The organism is Bradyrhizobium sp. CCBAU 51745 (assembly GCF_028128715.1).
Lineage (GTDB): Bacteria > Pseudomonadota > Alphaproteobacteria > Rhizobiales > Xanthobacteraceae > Bradyrhizobium > Bradyrhizobium manausense.
In genome coordinates, this window is record NZ_LBJP01000088.1 from 185,592 (window position 1) to 208,508 (window position 22,917).

The window sequence follows — 22,917 nt, forward strand, 5'->3', positions numbered from 1 at the left end:
GACGCGTGCTCAGAACTCCCCGTGCAGCCGTCCCGAGAACACCGAGACCGGCCCGCGATCGGCATTGTAGGCGGGATTGACGATGAGCTGGTAGTCGGCGGTAAACGTCAGCGCCTTGTTCAGCGCATAGGCGTAATAGGTTTCCAGCACGCGCTCGTTCCGGTAGTTGAGCGCGCCGTCGCCGATCAGCGGACCGAGACCGCCGGCGGCGATGAAGTCACGATGGTCCTGCGAGAGGCCGTTGACGGCGCCAGCGATGGCGACGACGTCGTCGGGCCGGCCCCATTTGGTGCCCTTCACCGAGACGCCGCCGGATAGGCTGCGGTCGATATCGGTGAAGGCCATGATCTCGTTGCGGCCGTCGTTCCAGCTCCAGCGGCCGAACACGCCGATGTCATCGGTGATCGACTGTTCGAGGTTGAGCGCATAGCCGTATTTGAGGCGGCCGCGCCGGGTCTGGGTGATGTCGACGCCGAACGCGGGGTTGTCCAGCGTCTCGCGATAGCTGCCCGAGAACGCGCTGTTGACGAAGCCGAGCGTGCGCAGCTTGCCGGGCTGGCCGAACAGCGAATAGCGCGTCTCAAGCTCCACGACATATTCGCCGCGACGGCCGATGTTCATGTCGAAATTGTTCGAGTTGGATACGGCGTCCATCAGGAAGTAGCCGCCGCGCAGTGCCCATTGCTTCTGGTTCAGCTCGGCGGTGGCGCCATAGCCCAGGCCGAGCTTGTCGGCGGCATAATCGAAAGCGCCGGACGCCCAGATCGACCAGTTCATGAAGTCTTTGCGCGGATCGTGCGCGTAGGCATTGCCGTCGAACACGTCGACCACGGAGAACTTGCCGACCTGCAAGGTCAGTCGCGAGATGTCGGCCTTGCCGGCGAGTTGAAGCTGGCCGCTGGCAAGCTCCTCCTGCTCGCCGCCGAAGCCGAAGGTCTGGCGCACGAACAGACGCGAGGCATTGAAGTGCGGATAGGGGAAGCCGGATTTCTGCGCTTCGCCATTGGGAAAGCCCCCCGCGCCCGTGGTGTTGTTGAAGCCGAATCCCTGCAATAGCTCCGGATTGAAATAGACCTCGCCGCCGTCCCACAGCCGCGCATTGAGATAGAGCGAATTGCTCCAGGTCTGCTGGAAATCCGGCGACGGGAGCAGGCTGTTCGTTCCGGTATAGGGCGCGTGGAACGCCGGGTAGCCCTGCCCCAGCACGGTCGACTGGCCGTGAATCTCCCAGCGGCTCGATTCGGTGTCGGTGATATCCGACTTCGGATTATAGGTCGGCATATCAGGCCAATCGATCTTGCGATTGAGGCCGATCCGCAGGCTCTGGAAATCCATCGACGACGAATATTGCCCGCCTGATGGGAACGTGACGTTGGCGTGCTCGAACTTGCTGTAGAGATATTCGAGCCGCGCGCTCCAGTGCGGCGCGAAGGCGTATTCGACGCCGCCGCCCGCGATCCAGCCGAACCGGGTGTTCAGCACCTTCTCTTCATTGCCGCCCGTCGGCGTCGAGAGAAAGCGCTCGCCGGCGAAGGCCGCGCCGCCGGTCGCGTAGAACAGCCAATTGCCAGTGCTGTAACCGAGACGGGCGCGCAGGCTCGCGACATAGTCCCAGCGCTCTTCCGCGCTCGACAGCGCCGTCGCGGCCGACGACACGACATGGTTGGAGGGCAGGTAGTTCGGAAAGGAGATGTCGCCCTCCAGGCCGAGCAGCAGGCCAGAGTTCAGGCGCCAATTATAACCGGCTTGCACGCCCCCGGTCGCGCCGGTGAAGACGTTGTTGTCGGTTGCAACGGTGGGATCGGTCAGCGTCGCCGACGAGGTGCCGCGGGTGACGCCGACATGCGCGCCGATATAGAAGCCGGTCCAGTCATAGACAGCCTTCAGCGCTGGTGCCTTCAGGGGCAGGTCAGCCGCACGGGAGGCCGCGGGAAAAGCCAGCACGCCGGCGGTGATCGCCGCCGCCGTCCGCCGCAACTGCTGTCGGTGACTTCTCAACGTCAAAACGCACGCCCCCAAGCAAGCCCCCAAAGACGCGAATGTAACCCAGCCGCCGCGACATCCCTGCCGATTCGCGACGACCCTGTCATCAGGGTCCTGGCTGTTCACGCGATCGAACGAGATGAACTCGTTTCGACGCGATTTCATCCCCGCCCCGCACTCGTCCAGAATTTATTGCTAATAATTCGCAATAGCAACTCGTGCAGAATGTCGCAGCGGATGGTTGGCATCCTTATGTGACGGTATTGCCACAAACTCCCGGCCCGGAAAAAGGATGACCCCCTCCCGGGGCCAAACTTTTTGGATAACGCGCGCCGGCGGGCGGAACGCAGCTAGCAGCCGCGGCAGATGCCCTTGATCTTCTTGGCGAGCAGCGCGTCCTCTTTCTTCGCGTCATCATTGGCCATCGGATTGTTCGCCGCCGGGTCGATCGCCGCCGGACTTTTGGCCGGCGGGCCAAACGTCGCCGGAGTGTTCGACAGCCACCGCTCCTGCCAGAGCTTCTCTCCGATCGTGCAGAGAATCCGCGGCTCCTTGTCACCGGGCCGGGCAGTCGATCCATTCGGCGTGCGGCCCGCAACCACAAGCGCCAATTGGGTCCGGGTCGCATCGTTGAAGTTTCCGCGATCGGTGATCGGTAAAGCAAAGGCACCTGAGCCTCCGATCACACAATCCTCATAGTACCAATCGAGATGGTCCATGTGGTTGATATCAGTTGGACCGAGCGGTGCAGTGGTCATCACAGGCAGGGCGGTGATGACGATGCCCTTCTGCACTGCTGTGTCACGCGCTGTGGCGACGGGACCGCCATTGTTGTTGGGGCCATCGCCCGAAATATCGATGACACAGCGTGCCCCGCGGCAGGGGTTCTGCTCGAACAGCGGCACGGCGAAATCGATCGCGCTCGAAATCGACGTGCGCGAGCCACGGCGGATCGGGGCCTGGCGGAGTTCAGTTGCCACGGCCTGCGCCGATTCCAATCCGTCAATCTGGCGCCAGGGGACGACGATCCTCTGATCGCTGGTGGATGCCCATTCGAAATAGGTCAACGCGATCTTGCCAATCGGGCCGGCCCGCAGGGATCGAAGAAATTCCGGCGATTCGATGGCCTTGGCAAAGCCTTCGCGTTGAGCTGCCAGGTCGGCCGGCTCCATCGAATACGAAACGTCGACGGCTATGACGAGTTCGAGGTCCACGGAGGGGTGGCCATCGTCCTGGGCCGCCGGCCGCGCAAATGCCTGCGTTGATGTCAGCGTTGCGATCAAGATCGATCCAATGACATCCCGCCAGTTCATGCTCGCTCTCCACCTGCCGGTTCGTATCGTGGCACGCGGAACGTGCAAGCGGAAGCAGCGGCCCGTCGCTATGGCCCGGAAAAAGGATGACCCCGCCCGGGGGGACAGCCGGGCGGGGTCGGGGGCACGACACGGGGTGGATGAGGCGCCCGTGCCGGACGCGGGATCCACGTAAGATCGGCCTCAGAATCTCGGATCAGTAGCAGGTACGAACGCGGCCGACATACTGGCCGAAGGCGTTGTACTGGGCGACCCAGCCGCAGCGGTGATAGCCGTAGTAATAGGGTTCGTTGCTGGCGGCGATCGCGGTGCCGACGATGGCGGCGGTGGCGATGCCGGCGCCGACGCCCCAGCCCCAGCCGAGCGGCTTGGCTTGAGCGGTCGAGGTCGTGGAAGCGATACCAGCGGTGATGGTGAGGGTTGCGAGAGCGACGGCGGCAATCCTGGTCTTGATCGACATATGAAACTCCATCCGGGTTGAGGCGGTCCGTTGTGGTCCGCGTGCCCAATTGGACGGGGGCTTGGCCGATCCGGTTCGAAGATGCTCGGCCCGGCTCGGAAAACCGGCGCTTTCGCCAGTGATTTCAGATGGATGTCGGCTAGCCGAGCGGGCCCTTGGCGAGCCTGCTCACGTCGAATTTATCGACCTCGGCCAGCAGCTCGCAAAAGGCGCGCGCGCCCTGGTCGAGCAGCTGCTCGCCTTTCTCGGGCATCGCCAGCGTGGCGTTGCCGACGGCGCCGCTCGCGTTGAGATCCTGCGCCTGCCAGGCAAAGGGTGCGGGCCGTTGGGTCGAGAGCCAGCGATATTGTTGCTCCATCGCGATGCTGCTCGCGGCAAAATCCGCGATCGCATCAGCGCGCACCTGGTCGGGATAGCGCGCCAGCATGATCGAGGTCTCGACCGCGCCACCGTGAATGCCATGGCGCACTTCATCCGATGGGAACAGCTTGTCGGCAGCCGACAGCCGCGACCACGACGTCGTCACCGCGAACATTTTTTGATGCGCGCGAAGATCCTGCGCCACCAGCATCATCGCCGCGCTGTTGCCGCCATGGCTGGTGATGATGACGAGCTTTTTGACGCCACGTCGCGCGATGTCCTCGCCGATCCCGGTCCAGCGCCTCAGCGCCACTTCATTCGGCAGCGTCTGCGTGCCGGGATAGTCGATATGCTCGGTGGAGATGCCGACGCGTTCGATCGGCAGGAACGTCACCGGCAACGTCGCGGGCAGCAGCTCGCGCACGCGCGCCAGATAGGCTTCGGCGATCAGCACGTCGGTCTCGAGAGGCAAATGCGGGCCGTGCTGCTCGGTTGCCGCCAGCGGCAGCACCGCGATCCAGCGCGAAATGTCCGCATGGCTCGCATCGGCCCAGCGGATCTCCGTCCAGTCGCGGGAAGGCGTCATCAAGGTTTCTTTGCCCGAATTTGTCACGTAGTTTGGGTTATCAGGGGACGCGGGCCCGGCCGGTTCGCGTCCCCTGATATGTTGCGGTTTTATCGCGTTGTTGTCACATCGGCTAGAAGTGATCCACGGAGTGCATTCATGAGCCCTTCCCATCTGCGGCGAGCATTAACGGCGGGCTTGCTGGCCTCTGTCGTATCGATCCTGCCGGCGCGCAGCGAGACCCTGGACAAGGTCAGCTTCGGCACCAACTGGGTCGCCGAGGCCGAGCATGGCGGCTTCTTCCAGGCGCTCGCCGACGGCACCTACCAGAAATACGGGCTCGACGTCACCATCGTGCCCGGCGGCCCGAACGAGAACAACCGGATGCTGCTGATCGCCGGCAAGATCGATTTCTTCATGGCGGCGAACACGCTGATGTCGTTCGACGCGGTGGCCAACAACGTCCCCGTCGTTACCATCGCCGCGATGTTCCAGAAGGACCCGCAGGTGCTGCTGTCGCAGCCCGACGCGAAGGTCACCAAGCTCGAGGATCTCAAGCCGCTGACGCTGTTCGTCTCCAAGGAGGGCATGAGCAGCTATTTCCAGTGGCTCAAGTCCGAATACGGGTTCAGCGAGAAGAACGTCCGGCCCTATAATTTCAATCCGCAGCCCTTCATCGCGAACCCGAAGAGCGCCATGCAGGGTTACGTCACTTCCGAGCCCTTCGCCGTCGAGAAGGCTGCGGGCTTCAAGCCCAACGTCATCCTGCTCGCCGATGCCGGCTTCAACACCTATTCGACCTTGATCGAGACCCGGCGGGACATCGTCGAAAGGAAGCCTGACATGGTGCAGCGCTTCGTCGATGCCTCTATCGTCGGCTGGTACAATTACATCTACCGCGACAATTCTGCCGGCAATGCCATGATCAAGAAGCTCAATCCTGAAATGACCGACGATCTGCTGGCCTATTCCGTCGCCAAGATGAAGGAATATGGCATCGTCGATTCCGGCGACACCCTCAGGAGCGGCATCGGCGCGATGAGCGACGAGCGCTACACCTCATTCTTCAACAAGATGGTGAAGGCCGGCGTGGTGAAGGGCGATCTCGACTTCCGCAAGTCCTACACGCTGCGCTTCGTCAACAAGGGCGTCGGCGTCGAGCTGCGCCCGAACAAGCCGTAGGCTATGCCGAGGTTAAACAACGGTGGGGCGGCATCGTTCACCTCTCCCGTAGGGAGAGGTCGCATCGCATCGTTAGATGCGATGCGGGTGAGGGGTTACGCTCTCTCATGGGACCTGCGCCCCCTCACCCGGCGCTGCGCGCCGACCTCTCCCCGACGGGGAGAGGTGAAGAGCGTCCGCGACGCAACAGTCGGCGCCCAATGGTAGAGCGCAAACCTTCGTCGACAGTCGAGGCCAGCCTGACGGCACTTGCCGTCAACCTGCGCGGCGTGACGAAGGTCTACGACAACGGCGTCATGGCGCTGGGTCCGCTCGATCTCGCGGTGCCCAAAGGCGAGTTCATCTCGCTGCTCGGCCCCTCCGGCTGCGGCAAGTCGACGGCGCTGCGACTGATTGCGGGGCTCAGCCCGGCATCATCGGGCGCGGTGCGGGTGTCGCGCCATGAGGGTGATGTCCAAATTGGTCATGGCATCGGCTTCGTGTTCCAGGAGCCGACCCTGATGCCCTGGACCAGCGTGCGCGAGAACGTGCGGCTGCCGCTGAAGCTTGGCGGCATCGCCAAGGCCGAAGGGCGGGCGCGCGCCGATGCGGCGCTGGCGAGCGTTGGGCTTGCCGATTTCGCCGATGCGTTTCCGCGCGAATTATCCGGCGGCATGAAGATGCGGGTGTCGCTCGCCCGCGCGCTGGTCACCGATCCTGATATCCTCCTGATGGATGAGCCGTTCGCCGCGCTCGACGAGATCACGCGCTTCCGCCTCAACAACGATCTGCTCGCGCTGTGGCGCAGCCTCGGCAAGACCGTCATCTTCGTCACCCATTCGGTGTTCGAATCCGTCTATCTGTCGCAGCGCGTCGTGGTCATGACGGCGCGGCCCGGCCGCATTCAGGCCGACATCCGCATCGAGACCGTCGAGCCGCGCGGCGAGGAGTTCCGGACGTCCACCGCGTACTCTGACTATTGCCGGCGCGTCTCGGCCGCGCTCGCGCCGTCCTATTCAGGGCAGTCGACACTATGAACGCGCAAGCTGCCGTCGCCGCAAAGCCGTCGGGCGCGCAAAGCGCGGTGCGCTTCGTGCTGCCCGTCATCGTGTTTGCGGCCGGCCTTGCCGCCTGGGAACTCGTGGTTCGCATCAAGGAGATTCCGCCTTATGTGCTACCGGCGCCGTCGGCGATAGTCCTGACGCTGATCAAGGACTGGGCGGTGTTGTCACAATCGCTCGCCACCACGCTGCTGACGACGCTTGAAGGGTTCGTCGCCGCGAGCATCGGCGGCATCGCGCTGGCGCTGTTGTTCAACCAGTCGAAATGGGTGGAATATTCGCTGTTCCCCTATGCCGTCGTGCTGCAGGTGACGCCCGTCATCGCGATCGCGCCATTGCTGCTGATCTATCTGGAGCAGCAGACCGCCGTCGTCGTCTGCGCCTTCATCGTCGCCTTTTTTCCGGTGCTGTCCAACACCACGCTCGGGCTCAATTCGGTCGACCGCAATCTCGCCGGGCTGTTCCAGCTCTATGGCGCCTCGAAGCCGCAGACCCTGCGCTTCCTGAAGCTGCCTGCGGCGCTGCCCCATATCCTCGGCGGCCTGCGCATCGCCGGCGGCCTGTCGCTGATCGGCGCCGTCGTCGCCGAGATCGCGGCGGGAACGGCGGGGGCCGGCTCGGGCCTTGCCTACAGGATCGCGGAATCCGGCTATCGCTTGAACATACCCCGCATGTTCGCGGCGCTGCTGTTGTTGTCGCTGGCCGGGATTGTCATCTATGGGGTGCTGGCGCTAATTTCCCACCTCGTTTTACGGCGCTGGCATGAGAGCGCGCTTGGAAAGGAAACCTGATGTCTACCGGTTCGATTTCGTCCGACAAGATCGATCTTCTGATCTATGGGCCGGCGCGGCCGATCCTCGAGAACGGGTTTTCCGATCATTTCGTCGTGCACAAGGCCGAGACGCGCGGTGACCTCGAGCGGCTGACGCCGGCGATCCGCGACAAGATCCGCGGCGTGGCGGTGACCTATCACACCGTTCGCGCCGACAAGGATTCGCTGTCGCAGCTGCCCAAGATCGAGATGGTGGCGAGCTTCGGCGTCGGCTACGACCATATCGACGCCAAATACGCCGCCGAGCACAACATCATCGTCACCAACACGCCTGACGTGCTGACCGAGGAGGTCGCCGACGTCGCGATGGGCCTTCTGATCGCCACGTTGCGCGAATTCATCAAGGCCGATCGTTACGTGCGCTCAGGCCTCTGGCACACGCAGAACTATCCGCTCAGCGTCGGCTCGCTGCGCGATCGCAAGGTCGGCATCGTCGGCATGGGCCGGATCGGCCAGGCCATCGCGCGCCGGCTCGATGCCTCGCTGGTGCCGGTGGTCTATCACTCGCGCAATCCGTCCAAGGACGTCTCCTACAAGCACTATCCTGACCTGATCGAGATGGCCAAGGCGGTGGACACGCTTGTCGTGATCGTGCCTGGCGGCGCCTCGACCGAAAAGATGATCAATGCCGAGGTGCTGAAGGCGCTCGGCCCGCGCGGCGTGCTGGTCAACGTCGCCCGCGGTTCTGTCGTCGACGAGCAGGCGCTGGTCCAGGCGCTGAAGTCAGGCACCATCCTCGCTGCCGGCCTCGACGTGTTCGCGGCCGAGCCGAACGTGCCTGATGAACTCAAGGCCATGCAGAACGTCGTGCTGCTGCCGCATATCGGTTCGGCCTCGGTGGTGACGCGCAACGCCATGGACCAGCTCGTGGTCGACAACCTCAAATCATGGTTCTCCGGCAAGCCGCCGCTGACGCCGGTTGCCGAGACGCCGTTCAAGGGGCGCTGATGCAAGTTGTTCGGGCCGTTGCATTCGCCCTCGCGGCCCTGTTGGCCGCGACCGGCGTCGCACATGCGCAGGATGCGACAACCCTGAAGAAGGAGATGGTCGGGCAGTGGGAGCTCTCGACCACCGAACGCAGCAAGACCTGCGTCGTCACGATGAAGGGCGATGCCGCCGCGCAAGGCTTCAGGCTCGAGCTGGAGCCGGCCTGCAAGGCCGCGCTGCCCTTCACCAAGGATATCGTCGCCTGGAGCATCAAGGGCCTCGATATCGTCCGCCTGCAGGATGCGTCAGGTGAATCCGTGATCGACTTCACCGAGGTCGAGGCCGGCATCTTCGAGGGCCTGCGCCAGGGCGAGGGCGTCTACATCCTGCAAGATCTCGCCGCCGCCCGCTCGATGGCCAAGTCGATGGACCAGATGATCGGCGACTGGGCGATGGTCCGGGGCAATGGCCAGCCGATCTGCGGGATAACGCTGACCAACACGGAGGCCGATCAGGACAATTTCCAGGTCTTCCTCAAGCCGAAATGCGATGCGGCCATTGCCCAGTTCAACCCGACGCAATGGCGGCTCGAGCGCGGCCAGATCATCCTGATGTCCAAATCAGGCGAGGTCTGGCAGTTCGAGGCCGACGACAATGCGCAATGGCGGCGGGTTCCAGACACGGCCGATCCCCTGATCATGCTGCGCCAATAGGCGCGGTCCGTTAACTTTTCTGCCCCGCAATTTTCCAGTGGTCCAATTTTTTCTGAGGCCATGTCGATCCGGCCCCGGCTGGATCGTCATCTGGGTAGCGAGCTGATCGCGCGGCCGAACCGGCCGCGTCTCGCTTTACCAGGAGTTTTGCATGCGCTTCATGTACATCGTCACCTCCAGCCAACCCATGAAAGGCCCCAGCCCCGCGCTGATGGAGGCCATGCAGAAAATATCCGAGCGGGAAATCAAGGCCGGCCGGATGCTCGACAATGGCGGCTTGATGCCGCTTGCATCAGGCGCACGTGTGCGCATCGTCGACGGCGAGCTCAGCGTGATCGACGGTCCCTTCATCGAGGCCAAGGAAGTGGTCGGCGGCTACGCCATTTTCGAGCTGCGCGACAAGGCGGAGGCCCTGGCCATGGCCAAGGAATTCATGCAGCTCCACCTCGATCACATGCCGGGCTGGGACGGGACCTGCGAATTGCGGGCGTTCGCCACGCCTGATGTCGACGGCGCCTGCGAGGTGAACGCGAAGGCAGCTGCCCACGCCTGATGGACGACAGCATCGCGCGTCATGGTCGGCGGCGATGACGGCCGCCGACATCGATCAAGCCGTCCGTGCCACGATTCTTGCAACCTGGCGCGTGGTGCAGCCGCGGCTGATCGCGACGCTGTCGCGGATGCTGCGCGACGTGCCGCTTGCGGAAGAGCTGACCCAGGACGCGCTGGTGGCGGCGCTGGAGGCGTGGCCCATCACGGGCGTCCCGGACAATGCCGGCGCCTGGCTGATGACAGCAGCGAAGCGCCGTGCGCTCGATCATTTGCGTCGCGGCAGGATGCTGAGCGACAAGCACGCCATGTTGGCGCGGGACATGTTGCAGGAGCAGGACATCGTGCCCGATTTCGATGCCGCGCTCGACGACGACATCGGCGACGAATTGCTGCGCCTGATCTTCACGGCCTGTCATCCGATCCTGTCGCGCGAGGCGCGCGCGGCGCTGGCGCTGCGCATGATCTGCGGCCTCACCACCTGCGAGATCGCGCGCGCCTATCTCGTACCCGAAGCCACCATCTCCCAGCGCATCGTTCGCGCCAAGCGGACGCTGTCGAATTCCGGTCTGGCCTATGAGACGCCATCCGGCGAGGCTCTGTCGGAGCGTCTCGCCTCGGTGCTCGAGGTCGTCTATCTGATCTTCAACGAGGGCTATCTCGCGGCGCGCGGCGAGGAATGGCTGCGTCAGCAGCTCTGCGACGAGGCGCTGCGCATGGGGCGCGTGCTCGCGGGTCTCGCACCCGACGAGCCGGAAGTGCACGGCCTCGTCGCCTTGATGGATTTGAATGCCTCGCGAGCCCGTGCCCGCACCGACGCGAACGGCGATCCCGTTCTGCTGATGGATCAGGATCGCGCGCTCTGGGACTGGTTGCAGATCCGCCGCGGCCTGCGTTCGCTCGAACGCGCCGGCGAGCTCGGCGGCAGCGGTGGATTCTACGCGCTCCAGGCCGCGATTGCGGCGTGCCACGCCAGGGCGGAGACGGCGGAAGCGACCAACTGGCAGCGTATCGCGCAGCTTTACGCCGAGCTGGCACGGCTGGTGCGCTCGCCGATCATCGAGCTGAACCGTGCGGTCGCCGTCGGCATGGCGGAAGGGCCGCAAGCCGGCCTCGACGTGCTGGATGCGATCGCCGGCGAGCCGGCGCTGGCGAGCTATCATCATCTGCCGGCGGTACGCGGCGACTTGCTGCAAAAGCTTGGACGGCTCGCAGAAGCGCGGCAGGCTTTTGAAGCGGCCGCGCATCTTGCGACCAATGGACGCGAGCGCGCGCTGATGCGGCGCCGCGCCGCGGCGCTCGGCGATCAGCCTTTCTAGAGCATGATCCGCGCAAGCGTGTGATCGCCAGGCGCCCCCCCGGGAACCCGGCGGTCGGCAGTCTGTTAGCAATGGAGACGGTCGGTTCAGGGAATCCTGCAATGGCCAAGCGCGTCCTTGCGATCGGCATCGAACCCCGCAGTGCGGACTACAGCACCTTTCCGCAGCTCACGCCGGCGCTCGTGCGCAACTATATCGAAGCGCAGCTCCTGCGCCTGCGCGGCCTCGGCTACGAGGTCACGAGCTGCCTGATCGATCTCGATGCCACCGCTGAAGCTGCCGTGACGGCGGCGCTGCGCGAGGAGCACTTCGACTGCGTCGTCATCGGCGCGGGCCTGCGCGAGCCGAAGGAGCGGCTGCTGCTGTTCGAGAAAGTGCTCAACCTGGTCCATCACCTGGCGCCGCAGGCTTCCATCTGCTTCAACACGACGCCCGCCGACACGGTGGAGGCCGTGCAGCGCTGGGTCGATCCGTAGCCGTCGCGATCGCCCCTTTCCGGTAGCGCACTGTTCCTGTTGCATGATAGGATCCATGCAACCATACCTAGAGCGTAACTTTGCCGGGTCCTGCGATGCTCAGAGCCGTCGTCATCATCGTGGTCGCCTTTGCGTTGTCCGCCTGCGATGTCGTCGCCGTCGTGAAGGACGGCATGCGTCAGGCCGCGGCGGTCGAAGGCGATCTCGAGCAGTCGACCGGCGTCAAGCCGCAGGTCGGCTTCAACTGGCACAATGGCCGTCTCGCCTCGGTGACCGTCCTGTTTCCGAAGCCGTATGCGGCGAAACCGCTGGGTGACCTTGCCGGCCTCGTGCGCGCGGCGGTGACCAGGGAATTCAAGCAGGAGCCGGACGCGATCGTGCTCTCTTTCACCCTGGACAAAGGGTCCTCGATCTGAGGGGACCAATGGTCATCCATGGGCGTCGCGACAGGCGGGCGCTTGGCGCAAGCGGCGGGGCGCGCCGGGTCCAAACAATATTCTGGCCCGGCATCGTCCCAGCCGTTATGACTGGCCGCATCAGATGGAGGATTCGGGATGCTTCGACGCCTTGGAATTGCGGTGTGTTTCTCGGTTGCTTTTGCCATCCCGGCCCATGATGCGCTGGCGCAGGACGCCGTCGGCGGTGCCATCATCGGCGGCGTGGGCGGAGCGATCTTGGGCGGCGCGCTTGGCGGTGGCCGCGGCGCGGCCATCGGTGCCGTCGTCGGCGCCGGCACGGGCGCTGCGATCGCCGCCGAAGGCGAACGCCGCCGCTCCGGCTATTATGCCTATCAGCGCGGCTGCTACATGCAGCGCCCCGACGGCCGCTACGTCCCGGTCGATCCGCGATACTGCTACTGAACCGCGCGGCGCTGGCGCTTTCCTCTAGGTCTTGCCCGGCGCTTCCGGCATGATCTGGCGCAGCGGCTCCGGCGAGATCGAGATCTGGCCGGTGAACGGACGGTCGTGCGCTGCGATCAGCAGCACCGAGGTCGCGGCGCCGGTCGCGAACAGGGCCATCGCGATCGCCGATCCCAGGCGGTTGTCGCAATGCAGGAAGCCGATCACCAGCAATTCGCACAGAGCCTGGAGATAAAGGCACCACCATTTCGCCGCGTTCACCGGAGCGGGACTGACGACGATGCGCTGCACTCGCTGCGCGGATGCGGCAATTGACAGTCAGGCCCCCGGTAGAAGAAGATTTATCCTGCAATCAGTCGGCGAGGCTCCATGCGAAAGTTACGATTTGCCGTTTCGGGCGCAGCGCTTGCTATGCTCGTGCTCGCGGCTTCGGTCTGCAGCCATTCGGTCTATGCTCAGGACGAAGCCGCAATCGCCTGGCCGACACGGCAATGGCAAACGTCTACGCCGGAAGAGCAGGGCATGGATTCGGCGGCGCTTGCCAAATTGCTTGATTTCGGCGCAACCCGCAGCCTCGACAGCCTCCTGTTGGTCCGGCACGGACGAATCGTGCTGGATGCCTATTACGCCCCGTATGCCGCCGACATTCCGCACCGGATAAACTCCGCTACCAAGGCGGTGGTCGGCACCCTGGTTGCGATCGCCCGCAAGGACGGGCTCTTGGACAGCTTCGACCATCCGATGCTGGATTTTTTTGGCGATCGCACCATCGCGAATGTTGATGACGGAAAGAAAGCCATAACGATCCAGAACCTGCTCGACATGACCTCCGGCCTCGACTGGAAGGAGCCGCTGGACGGGCGCCCCGATACGATGATCGAGATGAGCCGTGAGCAGGACTGGACCCAATTCGTCCTGGATCGCCCAATGTTGAGCACGCCGGGCGACATCTTCAATTATAACAGCGGGGGTCCGCATCTACTGTCCGCCATCATTGCCAAGCTCGCAGGGATGAACACCGCAGACTATGCCAAGGCAAAGCTGTTCGGCCCACTCGGGATCAGCGTCTCGAACTGGTGGCGCGATCCCCAGGGCATTCCGATCGGCGGATTCGGTCTGGCATTACTGCCCCGCGACATGGCCAAGATTGGCTATCTTTATTTGCGCAACGGCCAGTGGGAGAACAAGTCGCTGCTTCCGCCCGACTGGATCGCCAAGGTCAACCATGCAACCGTGAACATGAATATGCCCCGGGCACCGGACCTGCGGTACTCCAACTTGTTCTGGGCGCTTCCCGAAAAGAATGTCTACATCGCGGACGGGTATCACTGCCAGCTCATCATGGTCTTGCCGCGGCTGGACATCGTTGCGGTCACGACCGCCAGAGACTTTTGTCCGTTGGGCAGGCTGGCAGATTTGATTGCCGGTGCGGTCAAATCCGAAACGGCCTTACCTCCGGACGCCGCCGGCGCAAACCTGCTTGCGGAGAAGATTCGCGAGCTATCGACCGAAAAGGCGACGGAGGTTGGGGCTACGCCCGAGATCGCATCGGCAATATCGGGAAAGACCTACAAATTTCCGGCGAATGCGCTGGGCGTGAAATCGTTGTCGCTGACCCTCGTCGATCCAAATCCGCACTATGATCTCCAGGCATACGCGCGGGATCGGGGTCGACAGTTGCTCCAGTCCAGCGATCCGATTGGACTTGATGGTCTATATCGCAAGGGACAGCCGACCGCCTTCGGAATATTTGCGACCAAGGGAAAGTGGTTGAACGACAAGACGTTTGTGATCGAGCGCCAGGCGGTCGGAATGGATGAACTACAGAAATGGACCTTGTCGTTCGACGGTGACCGGCTCAATCTGCGCAGCAAGGATCGGGAAGGCCGCGACGTTTCGGTGGACAGTGAGCCTGGCGGATAGAGCGTGATCCGGACCCGAACGGCCGCGTGAGCCAAAAGTGTGAAGCGGCTTTCCCTCGCGACATCAGCGGAACGCGTTTGCGCGGAGATCATGCTCAAACAAAGCGCCAAAGCGCGATGACGATTCAACGCGATCTCATCGCGCTTTAGTGAAACCGTCGCGGTCCTGCAACGGGCCTTATATCAGCCTCATGCCTTTCAAGCTTGCATGCCCGTTCTTGCCGACGATGATGTGATCGTGCACGGCAATTCCCAGCGGCTTGGCGATGTCGATGATCGCCTTGGTCATCTGGATATCGGCCTGCGAGGGCGAAGGATCGCCCGAGGGGTGGTTGTGCACGAGGATCAGCGCGGTCGCCGACAGCTCCAGCGCGCGCTTGATCACCTCGCGCGGATAGACCGGAGTGTGGTCGACGGTGCCGGTCTGCTGCACCTCGTCGGCGATCAGCTGGTTGCGCTTGTCGAGGAACAGCAGGCGAAACTGCTCCTTGTCGGCGAAGGCCATGCTGGTGCGGCAATAGGCGATCACCTCGTTCCAGGACGACAGCGCGTTGCGGCTGTTGACCTCGCCCTTGGCGACGCGATGCGCCGCCGCCGCGATCAGCTTGAGCTGGTTGATCGCGGCCTCGCCGACGCCGTCGACCTCGCGCAGGCGCGCCACCGGCGCATGCACGACCTCGGCGAATGAGCCGAAGGTCTTGATCAGCGTCTTCGCCAGCGGCTTGGTGTCGCGCCGCGGCAGCGCCGGAAACAGCGCCATCTCAAGCAGCTCATAGTCGCTGAGCGCGTCCGGGCCGGCGCTGTAAAAGCGCTCGCGCAGCCGCTCGCGATGGCCGAGATAATGCGGCGTGTCCTCTAGCTTGCTTTTGTCGGCATCGGTCTTGGCGGGCATCGCCCGCCAGCATTGCCGCGGATTGTCGCTTTTGCAACTACCAATTGCGATGAAGCAGAGTGCGCTCGCAAAATGGCCGGAAGGGCGGGCTGGACCTTCAACCGTGCCTAAGGCCAGAGCTTTTTCGTCGACCCCGTCGCGAAGGCTGACCGTCGTCGTGTTCACCAACACCGCGCCGGAGGGCGGATTGAGCAAAAAAAATTCGCGGCCGACCGTTTCCTTTTCATCTCCCGTTCGTCTCAGCGGTATGGGCCTCGCCGGGCGGCCAGCACAGTCTTCGAAGGAGAACCTCGATGCCAGAGAACAAACCGGCGCCGTCGCGACGCGCCATCGTTGCCACCGGCCTCGGGGCCGGCGCCCTGCTCGCCGCCAAAATCGTCCCGTCCCACAGCCAGACCAGGAGTTCGACCATGGAAGCCACCATCCGCACCGGCAGCGACATCACCACCCTCGTCAACGTCTTCACGGTCGAGCCTGGTAACCAGCAAAAGCTGGTCGAGCTCCTGAAACAGGGCACCGAGAACTTCTTCAGCAAGCAGCCCGGATTCATCTCGTCCAGCGTCCACGCCGGCAAGGAGGGCGGCCGCGCCGTCAACTACTCGCAATGGCGGAACGCCGAGGACATCGAGAATTTCCGCAGGGACCCGGAATTCGCGCCTTACATCCAGCGCCTCGCCGCGATCGCCACGGCCGAGACGATCCTGTGCGAAGTCGTCGAGGTCAATCATGCCTGACCCGTGTGTGGCGCTGCGATCTCGATTGACGTATCACGGATTCGGATGACGGGAGGTCCGGCTTGGCGGACGATGTGACCGGCAATGGCACGGGGGCGGTCCGGCAGACCGCCCTTCAGGCCCTCGAACGCCTTGCCGTGGCGATGCGGCCGCAGCTGCATCGCTACTGCGCGCGCATGACGGGCTCGGTCATCGACGGCGAGGACGTGCTTCAGGACGCGTTGCTCAAAGCCTTCGAGGCCGCGCCGCGGACCGAGCCGCTGGACAATCCGGAGGGCTGGCTGTTCCGCATCGCCCATAACGCGGCGCTGGATTTCCTGCGCCGGCGCGCCCGCTACAACGCTGCTCACGCCGATGACGATCTGGACATGATCCCCGCTTTGACCAGCCCCGTGACCGAACGCGAGAGCGTCACCGCGAGCCTCGGGACCTTCATGCGCCTGCCGGTGACGCAGCGCAGCGCGGTGATCCTGCGCGACGTGCTCGGCTATTCCGTCGATGAGGTCTGCAACATCATGTGCGGCAGCGTCGCGGCGACCAAGGGCGCGCTGCAACGCGGCCGCGTTCGCCTGCGCGAACTGGCGGCGGAGCCTGACGACGTCAGGCCTCCTGAACTGGCGGCCGCCGATCGCGCCCGCCTGATGCATTATGTCGAGCGCTTCAACGCGCGCGATTTCGGTTCTCTGCGCGACATGCTGGCCGACGACGTGCGGCTCGAGATGGTCAACCGGACGCGCCGGGCCGGCCGCCGCGATGTCGGCGAGTATTTCCACCGCTATGCCGAGACCAGCCCGTGGCATTGCGTCCCGGGCTTCGTCGACCGGCGCCCCGCGATCATCATGTTCGACCCGCAGGATCCGTCAGGTCCGCCGCGCTACTTCGTTCTCCTCGACTGGGAAAACGGCAGCATCGTCAACATCAGGGATTTTCTGTTCGCGACTTACGCGATCGAGGGCGCCGAGCTGATCACGCTGGACTGATGAGTTGAGGTGGAAGCAGATCAGCCGATCTGCTTCTCGCCGTGCCGCTCCGACAGCGTGAAGATCTCGACGCCGGTGGCGGTGACGCCGACCGAGTGCTCGAACTGCGCCGACAGCGAGCGATCGCGGGTCACGGCGGTCCAGCCGTCGGACAGGATCTTCACATGCGGCTTGCCGAGATTGATCATCGGCTCGATGGTGAAGAACATGCCGGGCTTGAGCTGCACGCCCTCGCCCGGACGGCCGATATGGATGATGTTCGGCTCGTCGTGGAACATGCGGCCGAGACCGTGGCCGCAGAAATCGCGCACCACGCTCATGCCCTGCGGCTCGACAAAACTCTGGATGGCGTGGCCGATGTCGCCGGTGGTGGCGCCGGGCTTCACCGCGGCGATGCCGCGCATCATCGCCTCATAGGTCACCTCGATCAGCCGCTCGGCCTTGCGCGCGATCGGGCCGACCGCGTACATGCGGCTGGAATCGCCGTACCAGCCATCGACGATGAAGGTGACGTCGATATTGACGATGTCGCCTTCCTTCAGCGGGCGGTCGCCGGGCATGCCGTGGCAGACCACGTGGTTGAGCGAGGTGCAGGTCGAGTAGCGATAGCCGCGATACATCAGCGTCGCCGGATAGGCGCCATGGCTGAAGGCGAACTCGCGGACGAATTCGTCGATGCGATCCGTCGGCACGCCCGGGCCGACGATGTCGGTGAGTTCGTCGAGGCACTTTGCGACCAGAGCCCCCGCCTTGCGCATGCCGGCAAAGGCGTTCGGCCCATGCAGCTTGATCTGCCCGGTCTTGCGCAGGGAGGTATCGGTGGCTTCGACGTAGCTCATGCGGTCGCTATCTTCTGGAATACGGCGGAAGGGCTTGATTTGAGGCCCTAATTTAATGATTGCGGGATTTCGTGCAAGCTTGGCCAGAGCGTTTTCGAGCGAAGTGGGGACCGGTTCGCGTGAAGAAAACGCGCCAAAAACGCGAATTCCGCCGGCCATGCGGCCGAAAGCGGTCTCAATTCGGGACTTCTACGGTGGTTTCCACCGGCAGCGCCCCGCCGCGGACGCGGATTTCCCGGACGGGGTAGGGAACCCGGATGCCCTCGCGCTTGAAGGCGTCCCACAGCGCCAGCATCACGTCGCTCTTGACGGCATCCATGCCGTCGGGATCCGCGAGCCAGAGCGTCAGCGAGAACTTCATGCCAGCCTCCGCGAACTCGGTCAGCAGGCAGTTCGGCGGCTTGCCCTTTTGTGCGCGCGGATGGGCCGAGGCGGTCTCGATCGCCAGCTTGCAGACCAGCTTCGGATCGGCGTCGTAATTGGTGCCGAAGGTGATCTTCACCAGCGTGTTCTTGTCGGTGTAGGTCCAGTTGACGACCTTCTGCGTCACCAGATCCTCGTTCGGCACCAGGAATTCGCGGCCGTCCCCGGCGGCCACGGAAATATAGCGCGTCTTCATCGCGCTGATGCGCCCGGTATTGTCGCCGATGGTGACGAGGTCGCCCGGCTTCACGGATTTGTCGGCGAGCAGGATGATGCCGGAGATGAAGTTGGCGACGATCTTCTGCAGGCCGATACCGATACCGACGCCGACCGCGCCGGAGAACACCGCAAGCGCCGAGAGGTCGATGCCGACGGTGCCGAGCGCGATCACGATCGCGACCGCAAGCAGCCCGATGCGGATGATCTTGATCAGCAGCACCTGGACCGACGGCGTCAGATCGGTCGTCGAGTTGATCTTGCTCTCGGCGAAATTGCTGGCGATGTTGGTGAGCCAGAGCGCGAGGATCAGCAGTGCGCCGGCCTTGAGCAGCAGCAGCGGTGTCAGCCTGAGACCGCCGAGCACGATGGCGTAGGAATCGAGCAGGTCGACCGTGGCCTCGAGCTGGCCGAGGATGGACAGCGCCGCGACGAACCAGGCCGCAACCGACACGAGCTTTACGAAGAATGCATTGCGCAGCACCGAGGTCACGAGCCGGATCACCAGCCAGGCGAGCCCGAGCTTGGCGGCGACCATCAGGAGATAGCTGCGGCTCGGCCAGGTCGCGTGATACATCACCACGCGGAAGATGATCACCAGCAGGGTGAACACCGCCGTCGAGGCGCTCGCGACCATCACGCGGGCGAAGTGCCGGAGCGGCAGCGGCCAGCGCATCGCCACCGAGCTCATGTCGACGCGGTTGTGAACGCCGGTATCCGCCGCATAGGCGATGCCGGCCGCCGCCAGGATCAGACCGAACTGCAGGTAGAACCAGGGCGAAGAGATCTCCGCTCCGACGCTGCGTGCAGTCGTCTGCACGAACTCCATGAGGTCTTTGAGGTCCATGTCCATCAGGCGGTCTCGTCGGGAAGCAGGCGGAAGGATTTGATTCGAAGGCGCCGCAGCGGCCGGACCATCGATACACCGGCATGTGAAGCGCGTTAAGGCCGCAAAATACGGGCAGATTGCCGCGAGCGGGCGAAAATGGGTTGGCGCAGGAGTGTGGCGACGATAAGGATGCAATTCCAGCGATTTGTACCCGGAAGGTGGATGGCTTCCCTCGACTCTTTCAGCATCGCCATTCTGCTCGGCGCCGTCCTCGTCATGGCCGGCATCCTGTCGAGCCTGCTCGCGCTGCGCTTCGGCGCGCCGCTGCTGCTGGTCTTTCTCGTGATCGGCATGCTGGCGGGCGATGCAGGCCCCGGCCAGCTCCAGTTCAACGATGTCGGCACCACCTATCTGGTCGGCTCGGTGGCGCTGGCGCTGATCCTGTTCGACGGCGGCCTGAAGACGCGCTTTGCCAGCATCCGCACCGTGCTCGCGCCCTCCGTGGTGCTCGCCACCGTCGGCGTGCTGCTGACCGCGCTGATCACGGCGCCGTTTGCGAAATTCGCGCTCGACCTCAACTGGACGGAGTCGCTGCTGGTCGGGGCGGTGGTGGCCTCCACCGACGCGGCCGCGGTGTTCCTCCTGGTGCATACCCAGGGCCTGCGGCTGCGCCCGCGCGTCGGTGCGACGCTGGAAGCGGAATCCGGCACCAACGATCCCTTCGCGATCTTCCTGACCCTCATGCTGGTCGAATACATCTCGCTGGGCTCGAGCACGCCGGGCCATGTAGTGATGGAGTTCGTCCAGGAGGCGTTGCTCGGCGCCGTCGTCGGCGTGATCGGCGGGCGCCTCGTCGTCATCGGGCTCAACAAGGTCGCGCTGCCGCAGGGCCTGCACGCCCCGTTCGTGACCACGGCCGCGCTCGTGATCTTCGGCGGCTCGCAGATCATGCACGCCTCGGGCTTCCTTGCCGTCTATCTCGCCGGCATCATCATCGGCAACCGGCCGACGCGCGCGCATAATTCGGTGGTGGCGTTTCTGGATGCCGCGACCTGGCTGGCGCAGATCGTGATGTTCGTGCTGCTGGGCCTGCTGGTCTCGCCGAGCCGGCTGGGCTCCAGCGTGCTGCCGGCGATCGCCGTCGCGCTGGTGCTGATGCTGGTGGCGCGGCCGATCGCGGTGTTCGTGTGCCTGGCGCCATTCCGCTTCAACTGGCGCGAAAAGATCTTCATCGCCTGGACCGGCCTGCGCGGCGCGGTCGCGATCTTCCTGGCGTCGATCCCGATGCTGGTCGGCCTGTCAAAAGCCTATCTCTATTTCGACGTCGCCTTCGTCGTGGTGATCATTTCGCTGCTGCTGCAAGGCTGGACCTTGGCACCGGCCGCGCGAAAGCTGCACGTGGCGCTGCCGCGCACCGAGCGCGGGCCGCGCCGCATCGAGCTGGATCTGCCCGGCCAGCTCGAGCAGCAGCTCGTCGGCTATCCGGTGCGGCCGAAGAGCCTGTATTTCCGCCGCGGCCTGATCCCGTCCTGGTCGAAGCCGACGCTGGTGATCCGCAACGAGCACATCCTGACACCCGTGGAGGCCGATCCGGTCGCGCCCGGCGACTACATCTACCTGCTGGCGCCGCCGGAGAAGGCCGAGGCGCTCGACCGCTTCTTCGTCGACATGCAGCCGAGCACGGCGCCCGACCCGCATCTGCTCGGCGACTTCATGGTGTCGGGCGAGCACACGCTCGCCGAGCTCGCCGAGATCTACGGCGTGAAGGTGACCGAGGACGAGGGCAAGCTCACGCTTGCCGATTATTTCGACGTCCATCTCGACCGCGCGCCGAAGGAGGGCGCCGAGCTCGCGCTTGATACCATCGTGCTCGTCGCACGCAGCATCTCCGGTGGCCGCGTCAATGTCGTCGGCCTGCGCCTGCCGGAAGACGACGAGACGCCGGTACCGCTGACGCGGCGGCAAGCGCTGCGGAAGAGGCTCGCGGAGATTTGGAGCTCGGTGGCGGGGGTGTGACCCTGCCGTAGGGTGGGCAAAGCGAAGCGTGCCCACGCATTTTGCGTGACCGAGAGAGGTGGTGGGCACGGCGCAAGGGCGCCTTTGCCCACCCTACGAAAGTGGCTACAGGATCATGTCAGCACCTTCACGCCGCCGAACGAGGTCACGCGGCCCTGTCTCAGCATCACGATCTGCGTCGCGAGCTGGCGCAGCTCGGCGACGTCATGGCTGACATAGACCATGGGGACATTGGCTTCGTCCCGCAGCCGCACCAGATAGGGCAGGATCTCGAGCTTGCGGGCCTCGTCGAGCGCGCCGAGCGGCTCGTCGAGCAGCAGCAAACGCGGCTTGGACAACAGCGCGCGGCCGAGCGCGACGCGCTGGCGCTCGCCGCCCGACAGCTTTCCGGGACGCCGATCAAGCAGCGCGCCGAGGTCGAGCAGCTCGACGACGCGCGTGCGCTGTGCCGGATCGGCCGCAAGACGGTTCATCCGCCTTCCATAGTCGAGATTTTGCGCGACGTTGAGATGCGGAAACAGACGTGCATCCTGAAAGACGTAGCCGATGCGACGGCGCCAGGTCGGCACATGAATGCCTGATGCGGTGTCGTCGACCGTCTCGCCGTCGATGACGATGGTGCCGCGGTCGGGCCGCAGCAGGCCCGCGATCATGTTGATCAGCGAGGTCTTGCCGGCGCCGGACGCGCCGAACAGGCCGGTGACGCGGCCCTCGCTGGCGAAGGTCGCGTGCAGCGAAAATTCGCCCAGCTGTTTTTTGACGTCGACGCGCAGCATGGTCAATTTCCGTGCAGGCGCGCGGTGGCGCGGCGGGCGAACCATTCGGCGCCGATGAGCGCGCCGAGCGCGAGCACGATCGAGACGATGACGAGCCTGCCTGCAGCCGCGTCGCCATCGGGCGTCTGGATCAGCGAATAGATCGCCGACGAGATCGTCTGGGTTTCGCCGGGAATGTTGGAGACGAAGGTGATGGTGGCGCCGAACTCGCCGATCGCCTTGGCAAAGCCCAGCACCATGCCGGCGAGCACGCCGGGCAGCGCCAAGGGCAGCGTCACCGTGAAGAACACCTTGAACGGCGCGGCGCCCAGCGTCTCGGCGGCCTGCTCGAGCTTGCGGTCGATCGCCTCGATCGACAGCCGCATCGGCCGCACCAGCAGCGGGAACGACATCACGCCGCAGGCGAGCGCAGCTCCGGTCCAGCGGAACGCAAAGACAATGCCGAGATGATCGGCGAGGAAGCTGCCGACGAGGCCGCGGCGGCCGAAGGTGAGCAGCAGCAAATAGCCGGTGACGACGGGCGGCAGCACCAGAGGCAGGTGCACGACCGCATCGAGCACGGACTTGCCCCAGAAATCGCGGCGGGCGAGCAGCCACGCCAGTGCAATGCCGAATGGCGTTGCCACCAGCGTCGCGATGATGGCGACCCTGAGCGAGAGCAGGATCGCCGTCCATTCAGCGGGGGAGATGTCGAGCATCAAGTGCTAAAAA

24 protein-coding genes are annotated in these 22,917 nt (G+C 64.4%); 14 read left to right on the forward strand and 10 right to left on the reverse strand.

Features of this window, described 5'->3' with window-relative positions:
• Positions 1–9 precede the first annotated feature (9 nt).
• From XH98_RS29960 to XH98_RS29975, 4 genes are all read right to left on the reverse strand, one after another.
• Positions 10–1,977 carry a carbohydrate porin gene (locus XH98_RS29960; protein ID WP_271620733.1) on the reverse strand — a complete coding sequence of 656 codons (1,968 nt, stop codon included), beginning with the start codon at positions 1,975–1,977 and terminating at the stop codon, positions 10–12.
• A 356-nt stretch (positions 1,978–2,333) separates the two neighbouring features.
• Complete coding sequence (locus XH98_RS29965; RefSeq protein WP_271620734.1) at positions 2,334–3,296, reverse strand: DUF1194 domain-containing protein; 963 nt, start codon at positions 3,294–3,296, stop codon at positions 2,334–2,336.
• A gap of 196 nt (positions 3,297–3,492) precedes the next feature.
• Positions 3,493–3,756 (reverse strand): hypothetical protein, encoded by a 264-nt coding sequence (locus XH98_RS29970; protein ID WP_271620735.1) that lies wholly within the window; start codon positions 3,754–3,756, stop codon positions 3,493–3,495.
• Positions 3,757–3,895: 139 nt separating this feature from the next.
• Positions 3,896–4,702: a creatininase family protein gene (locus XH98_RS29975; protein WP_271620736.1), complete on the reverse strand. Its 807-nt coding sequence runs from the start codon at positions 4,700–4,702 to the stop codon at positions 3,896–3,898.
• Positions 4,703–4,840: 138 nt separating this feature from the next.
• Between XH98_RS29975 and XH98_RS29980 the strand changes: the two genes are divergently transcribed.
• The 10 genes from XH98_RS29980 (at position 4,841) to XH98_RS30025 (ending at position 12,579) form a co-directional block, all read left to right on the forward strand.
• The gene (locus tag XH98_RS29980) at positions 4,841–5,863 is read left to right on the forward strand and encodes an ABC transporter substrate-binding protein (RefSeq protein WP_271620737.1); all 1,023 of its coding nucleotides are present in this window, start codon (positions 4,841–4,843) and stop codon (positions 5,861–5,863) included.
• Positions 5,864–6,063: 200 nt separating this feature from the next.
• Complete coding sequence (locus tag XH98_RS29985) at positions 6,064–6,879, forward strand: ABC transporter ATP-binding protein (protein ID WP_271620738.1); 816 nt, start codon at positions 6,064–6,066, stop codon at positions 6,877–6,879.
• Positions 6,876–7,694, forward strand: coding sequence for an ABC transporter permease (locus XH98_RS29990; RefSeq protein ID WP_271620739.1), 819 nt, complete (start codon positions 6,876–6,878; stop codon positions 7,692–7,694). Before XH98_RS29985 ends, XH98_RS29990 begins: the two co-directional genes overlap by 4 nt.
• Entirely contained in the window at positions 7,694–8,683 is a 990-nt protein-coding gene (locus XH98_RS29995) for a 2-hydroxyacid dehydrogenase (RefSeq protein WP_220001362.1), read from the forward strand. Before XH98_RS29990 ends, XH98_RS29995 begins: the two co-directional genes overlap by 1 nt.
• Positions 8,683–9,375, forward strand: coding sequence for an AprI/Inh family metalloprotease inhibitor (locus XH98_RS30000; protein ID WP_271603462.1), 693 nt, complete (start codon positions 8,683–8,685; stop codon positions 9,373–9,375). The genes XH98_RS29995 and XH98_RS30000 overlap by 1 nt, the downstream gene beginning before the upstream one ends.
• 151 nt (positions 9,376–9,526) lie before the next feature.
• The gene (locus XH98_RS30005; RefSeq protein WP_057744429.1) at positions 9,527–9,928 is read left to right on the forward strand and encodes a YciI family protein; all 402 of its coding nucleotides are present in this window, start codon (positions 9,527–9,529) and stop codon (positions 9,926–9,928) included.
• Positions 9,929–9,962: 34 nt separating this feature from the next.
• Positions 9,963–11,243, forward strand: a complete 1,281-nt coding sequence (locus XH98_RS30010) for an RNA polymerase sigma factor (RefSeq protein ID WP_271620740.1) — start codon at positions 9,963–9,965, stop codon at positions 11,241–11,243.
• A gap of 101 nt (positions 11,244–11,344) precedes the next feature.
• Positions 11,345–11,719: a hypothetical protein gene (locus XH98_RS30015; protein ID WP_271620741.1), complete on the forward strand. Its 375-nt coding sequence runs from the start codon at positions 11,345–11,347 to the stop codon at positions 11,717–11,719.
• A 95-nt stretch (positions 11,720–11,814) separates the two neighbouring features.
• Positions 11,815–12,135, forward strand: a complete 321-nt coding sequence (locus XH98_RS30020; protein WP_271603465.1) for a hypothetical protein — start codon at positions 11,815–11,817, stop codon at positions 12,133–12,135.
• Positions 12,136–12,273: 138 nt separating this feature from the next.
• Positions 12,274–12,579, forward strand: coding sequence for a hypothetical protein (locus tag XH98_RS30025; RefSeq protein ID WP_271620742.1), 306 nt, complete (start codon positions 12,274–12,276; stop codon positions 12,577–12,579).
• A 24-nt stretch (positions 12,580–12,603) separates the two neighbouring features.
• Here XH98_RS30025 and XH98_RS30030 read toward each other — a convergent pair whose 3' ends face one another.
• Positions 12,604–12,870 carry a bestrophin-like domain gene (locus XH98_RS30030; RefSeq protein WP_271620743.1) on the reverse strand — a complete coding sequence of 89 codons (267 nt, stop codon included), beginning with the start codon at positions 12,868–12,870 and terminating at the stop codon, positions 12,604–12,606.
• A 78-nt stretch (positions 12,871–12,948) separates the two neighbouring features.
• On the opposite strand from XH98_RS30030, the gene XH98_RS30035 reads away from it, so the two are divergent.
• A complete protein-coding gene (locus XH98_RS30035; RefSeq protein WP_271620744.1) occupies positions 12,949–14,502 on the forward strand; it encodes a serine hydrolase domain-containing protein in 1,554 nt (517 codons plus the stop codon).
• Positions 14,503–14,679: 177 nt separating this feature from the next.
• Here the strand turns inward: XH98_RS30035 and radC are convergent, their stop codons facing one another.
• The gene (gene radC / locus XH98_RS30040) at positions 14,680–15,393 is read right to left on the reverse strand and encodes a RadC family protein (RefSeq protein ID WP_271620745.1); all 714 of its coding nucleotides are present in this window, start codon (positions 15,391–15,393) and stop codon (positions 14,680–14,682) included.
• A gap of 293 nt (positions 15,394–15,686) precedes the next feature.
• On the opposite strand from radC, the gene XH98_RS30045 reads away from it, so the two are divergent.
• On the forward strand, positions 15,687–16,127 hold the full coding sequence (locus XH98_RS30045; RefSeq protein ID WP_271620746.1) for an antibiotic biosynthesis monooxygenase family protein: 441 nt from the start codon (positions 15,687–15,689) through the stop codon (positions 16,125–16,127).
• A gap of 62 nt (positions 16,128–16,189) precedes the next feature.
• Positions 16,190–17,107 (forward strand): sigma-70 family RNA polymerase sigma factor, encoded by a 918-nt coding sequence (locus XH98_RS30050; RefSeq protein WP_271620747.1) that lies wholly within the window; start codon positions 16,190–16,192, stop codon positions 17,105–17,107.
• 20 nt (positions 17,108–17,127) lie between these two features.
• Here XH98_RS30050 and map read toward each other — a convergent pair whose 3' ends face one another.
• Positions 17,128–17,946 carry a type I methionyl aminopeptidase gene (map, locus tag XH98_RS30055; protein WP_220001371.1) on the reverse strand — a complete coding sequence of 273 codons (819 nt, stop codon included), beginning with the start codon at positions 17,944–17,946 and terminating at the stop codon, positions 17,128–17,130.
• A 175-nt stretch (positions 17,947–18,121) separates the two neighbouring features.
• Positions 18,122–19,438 (reverse strand): mechanosensitive ion channel family protein, encoded by a 1,317-nt coding sequence (locus XH98_RS30060; protein ID WP_271620748.1) that lies wholly within the window; start codon positions 19,436–19,438, stop codon positions 18,122–18,124.
• A 198-nt stretch (positions 19,439–19,636) separates the two neighbouring features.
• Between XH98_RS30060 and XH98_RS30065 the strand changes: the two genes are divergently transcribed.
• Positions 19,637–21,430 carry a potassium/proton antiporter gene (locus XH98_RS30065; RefSeq protein WP_271620749.1) on the forward strand — a complete coding sequence of 598 codons (1,794 nt, stop codon included), beginning with the start codon at positions 19,637–19,639 and terminating at the stop codon, positions 21,428–21,430.
• Between the two features lie 113 nt (positions 21,431–21,543).
• On the opposite strand, the gene modC is transcribed toward XH98_RS30065, so the two are convergent.
• Both modC and modB read right to left on the reverse strand, forming a co-directional pair.
• Entirely contained in the window at positions 21,544–22,206 is a 663-nt protein-coding gene (gene modC, locus XH98_RS30070; protein WP_271620750.1) for a molybdenum ABC transporter ATP-binding protein, read from the reverse strand.
• Positions 22,207–22,208: 2 nt separating this feature from the next.
• Positions 22,209–22,904: a molybdate ABC transporter permease subunit gene (modB, locus tag XH98_RS30075; RefSeq protein ID WP_271620751.1), complete on the reverse strand. Its 696-nt coding sequence runs from the start codon at positions 22,902–22,904 to the stop codon at positions 22,209–22,211.
• Positions 22,905–22,917: the final 13 nt, after the last annotated feature.

Excerpts from the sequence above, each read along its gene's own strand:
- XH98_RS30000 (WP_271603462.1), top strand. The coding sequence starts at position 8,683 with ATGCAAGTTGTTCGGGCCGTTGCATTCGCCCTCGCGGCCCTGTTGGCC.
- XH98_RS29995 (WP_220001362.1), top strand. The coding sequence starts at position 7,694 with ATGTCTACCGGTTCGATTTCGTCCGACAAGATCGATCTTCTGATCTAT.
- XH98_RS29970 (WP_271620735.1), bottom strand. The coding sequence starts at position 3,756 with ATGTCGATCAAGACCAGGATTGCCGCCGTCGCTCTCGCAACCCTCACC.
- XH98_RS30015 (WP_271620741.1), top strand. The coding sequence starts at position 11,345 with ATGGCCAAGCGCGTCCTTGCGATCGGCATCGAACCCCGCAGTGCGGAC.
- XH98_RS29965 (WP_271620734.1), bottom strand. The coding sequence starts at position 3,296 with ATGAACTGGCGGGATGTCATTGGATCGATCTTGATCGCAACGCTGACA.
- XH98_RS30060 (WP_271620748.1), bottom strand. The coding sequence starts at position 19,438 with ATGGACATGGACCTCAAAGACCTCATGGAGTTCGTGCAGACGACTGCA.
- XH98_RS30025 (WP_271620742.1), top strand. The coding sequence starts at position 12,274 with ATGCTTCGACGCCTTGGAATTGCGGTGTGTTTCTCGGTTGCTTTTGCC.
- map (WP_220001371.1), bottom strand. The coding sequence starts at position 17,946 with ATGAGCTACGTCGAAGCCACCGATACCTCCCTGCGCAAGACCGGGCAG.
- XH98_RS29990 (WP_271620739.1), top strand. The coding sequence starts at position 6,876 with ATGAACGCGCAAGCTGCCGTCGCCGCAAAGCCGTCGGGCGCGCAAAGC.
- XH98_RS30005 (WP_057744429.1), top strand. The coding sequence starts at position 9,527 with ATGCGCTTCATGTACATCGTCACCTCCAGCCAACCCATGAAAGGCCCC.
- modC (WP_271620750.1), bottom strand. The coding sequence starts at position 22,206 with ATGCTGCGCGTCGACGTCAAAAAACAGCTGGGCGAATTTTCGCTGCAC.
- XH98_RS30010 (WP_271620740.1), top strand. The coding sequence starts at position 9,963 with ATGACGGCCGCCGACATCGATCAAGCCGTCCGTGCCACGATTCTTGCA.
- XH98_RS30035 (WP_271620744.1), top strand. The coding sequence starts at position 12,949 with ATGCGAAAGTTACGATTTGCCGTTTCGGGCGCAGCGCTTGCTATGCTC.
- XH98_RS30020 (WP_271603465.1), top strand. The coding sequence starts at position 11,815 with ATGCTCAGAGCCGTCGTCATCATCGTGGTCGCCTTTGCGTTGTCCGCC.
- modB (WP_271620751.1), bottom strand. The coding sequence starts at position 22,904 with ATGCTCGACATCTCCCCCGCTGAATGGACGGCGATCCTGCTCTCGCTC.
- XH98_RS29975 (WP_271620736.1), bottom strand. The coding sequence starts at position 4,702 with ATGACGCCTTCCCGCGACTGGACGGAGATCCGCTGGGCCGATGCGAGC.
- radC (WP_271620745.1), bottom strand. The coding sequence starts at position 15,393 with ATGCCCGCCAAGACCGATGCCGACAAAAGCAAGCTAGAGGACACGCCG.
- XH98_RS30065 (WP_271620749.1), top strand. The coding sequence starts at position 19,637 with ATGGCTTCCCTCGACTCTTTCAGCATCGCCATTCTGCTCGGCGCCGTC.
- XH98_RS29980 (WP_271620737.1), top strand. The coding sequence starts at position 4,841 with ATGAGCCCTTCCCATCTGCGGCGAGCATTAACGGCGGGCTTGCTGGCC.
- XH98_RS29985 (WP_271620738.1), top strand. The coding sequence starts at position 6,064 with ATGGTAGAGCGCAAACCTTCGTCGACAGTCGAGGCCAGCCTGACGGCA.
- XH98_RS30045 (WP_271620746.1), top strand. The coding sequence starts at position 15,687 with ATGCCAGAGAACAAACCGGCGCCGTCGCGACGCGCCATCGTTGCCACC.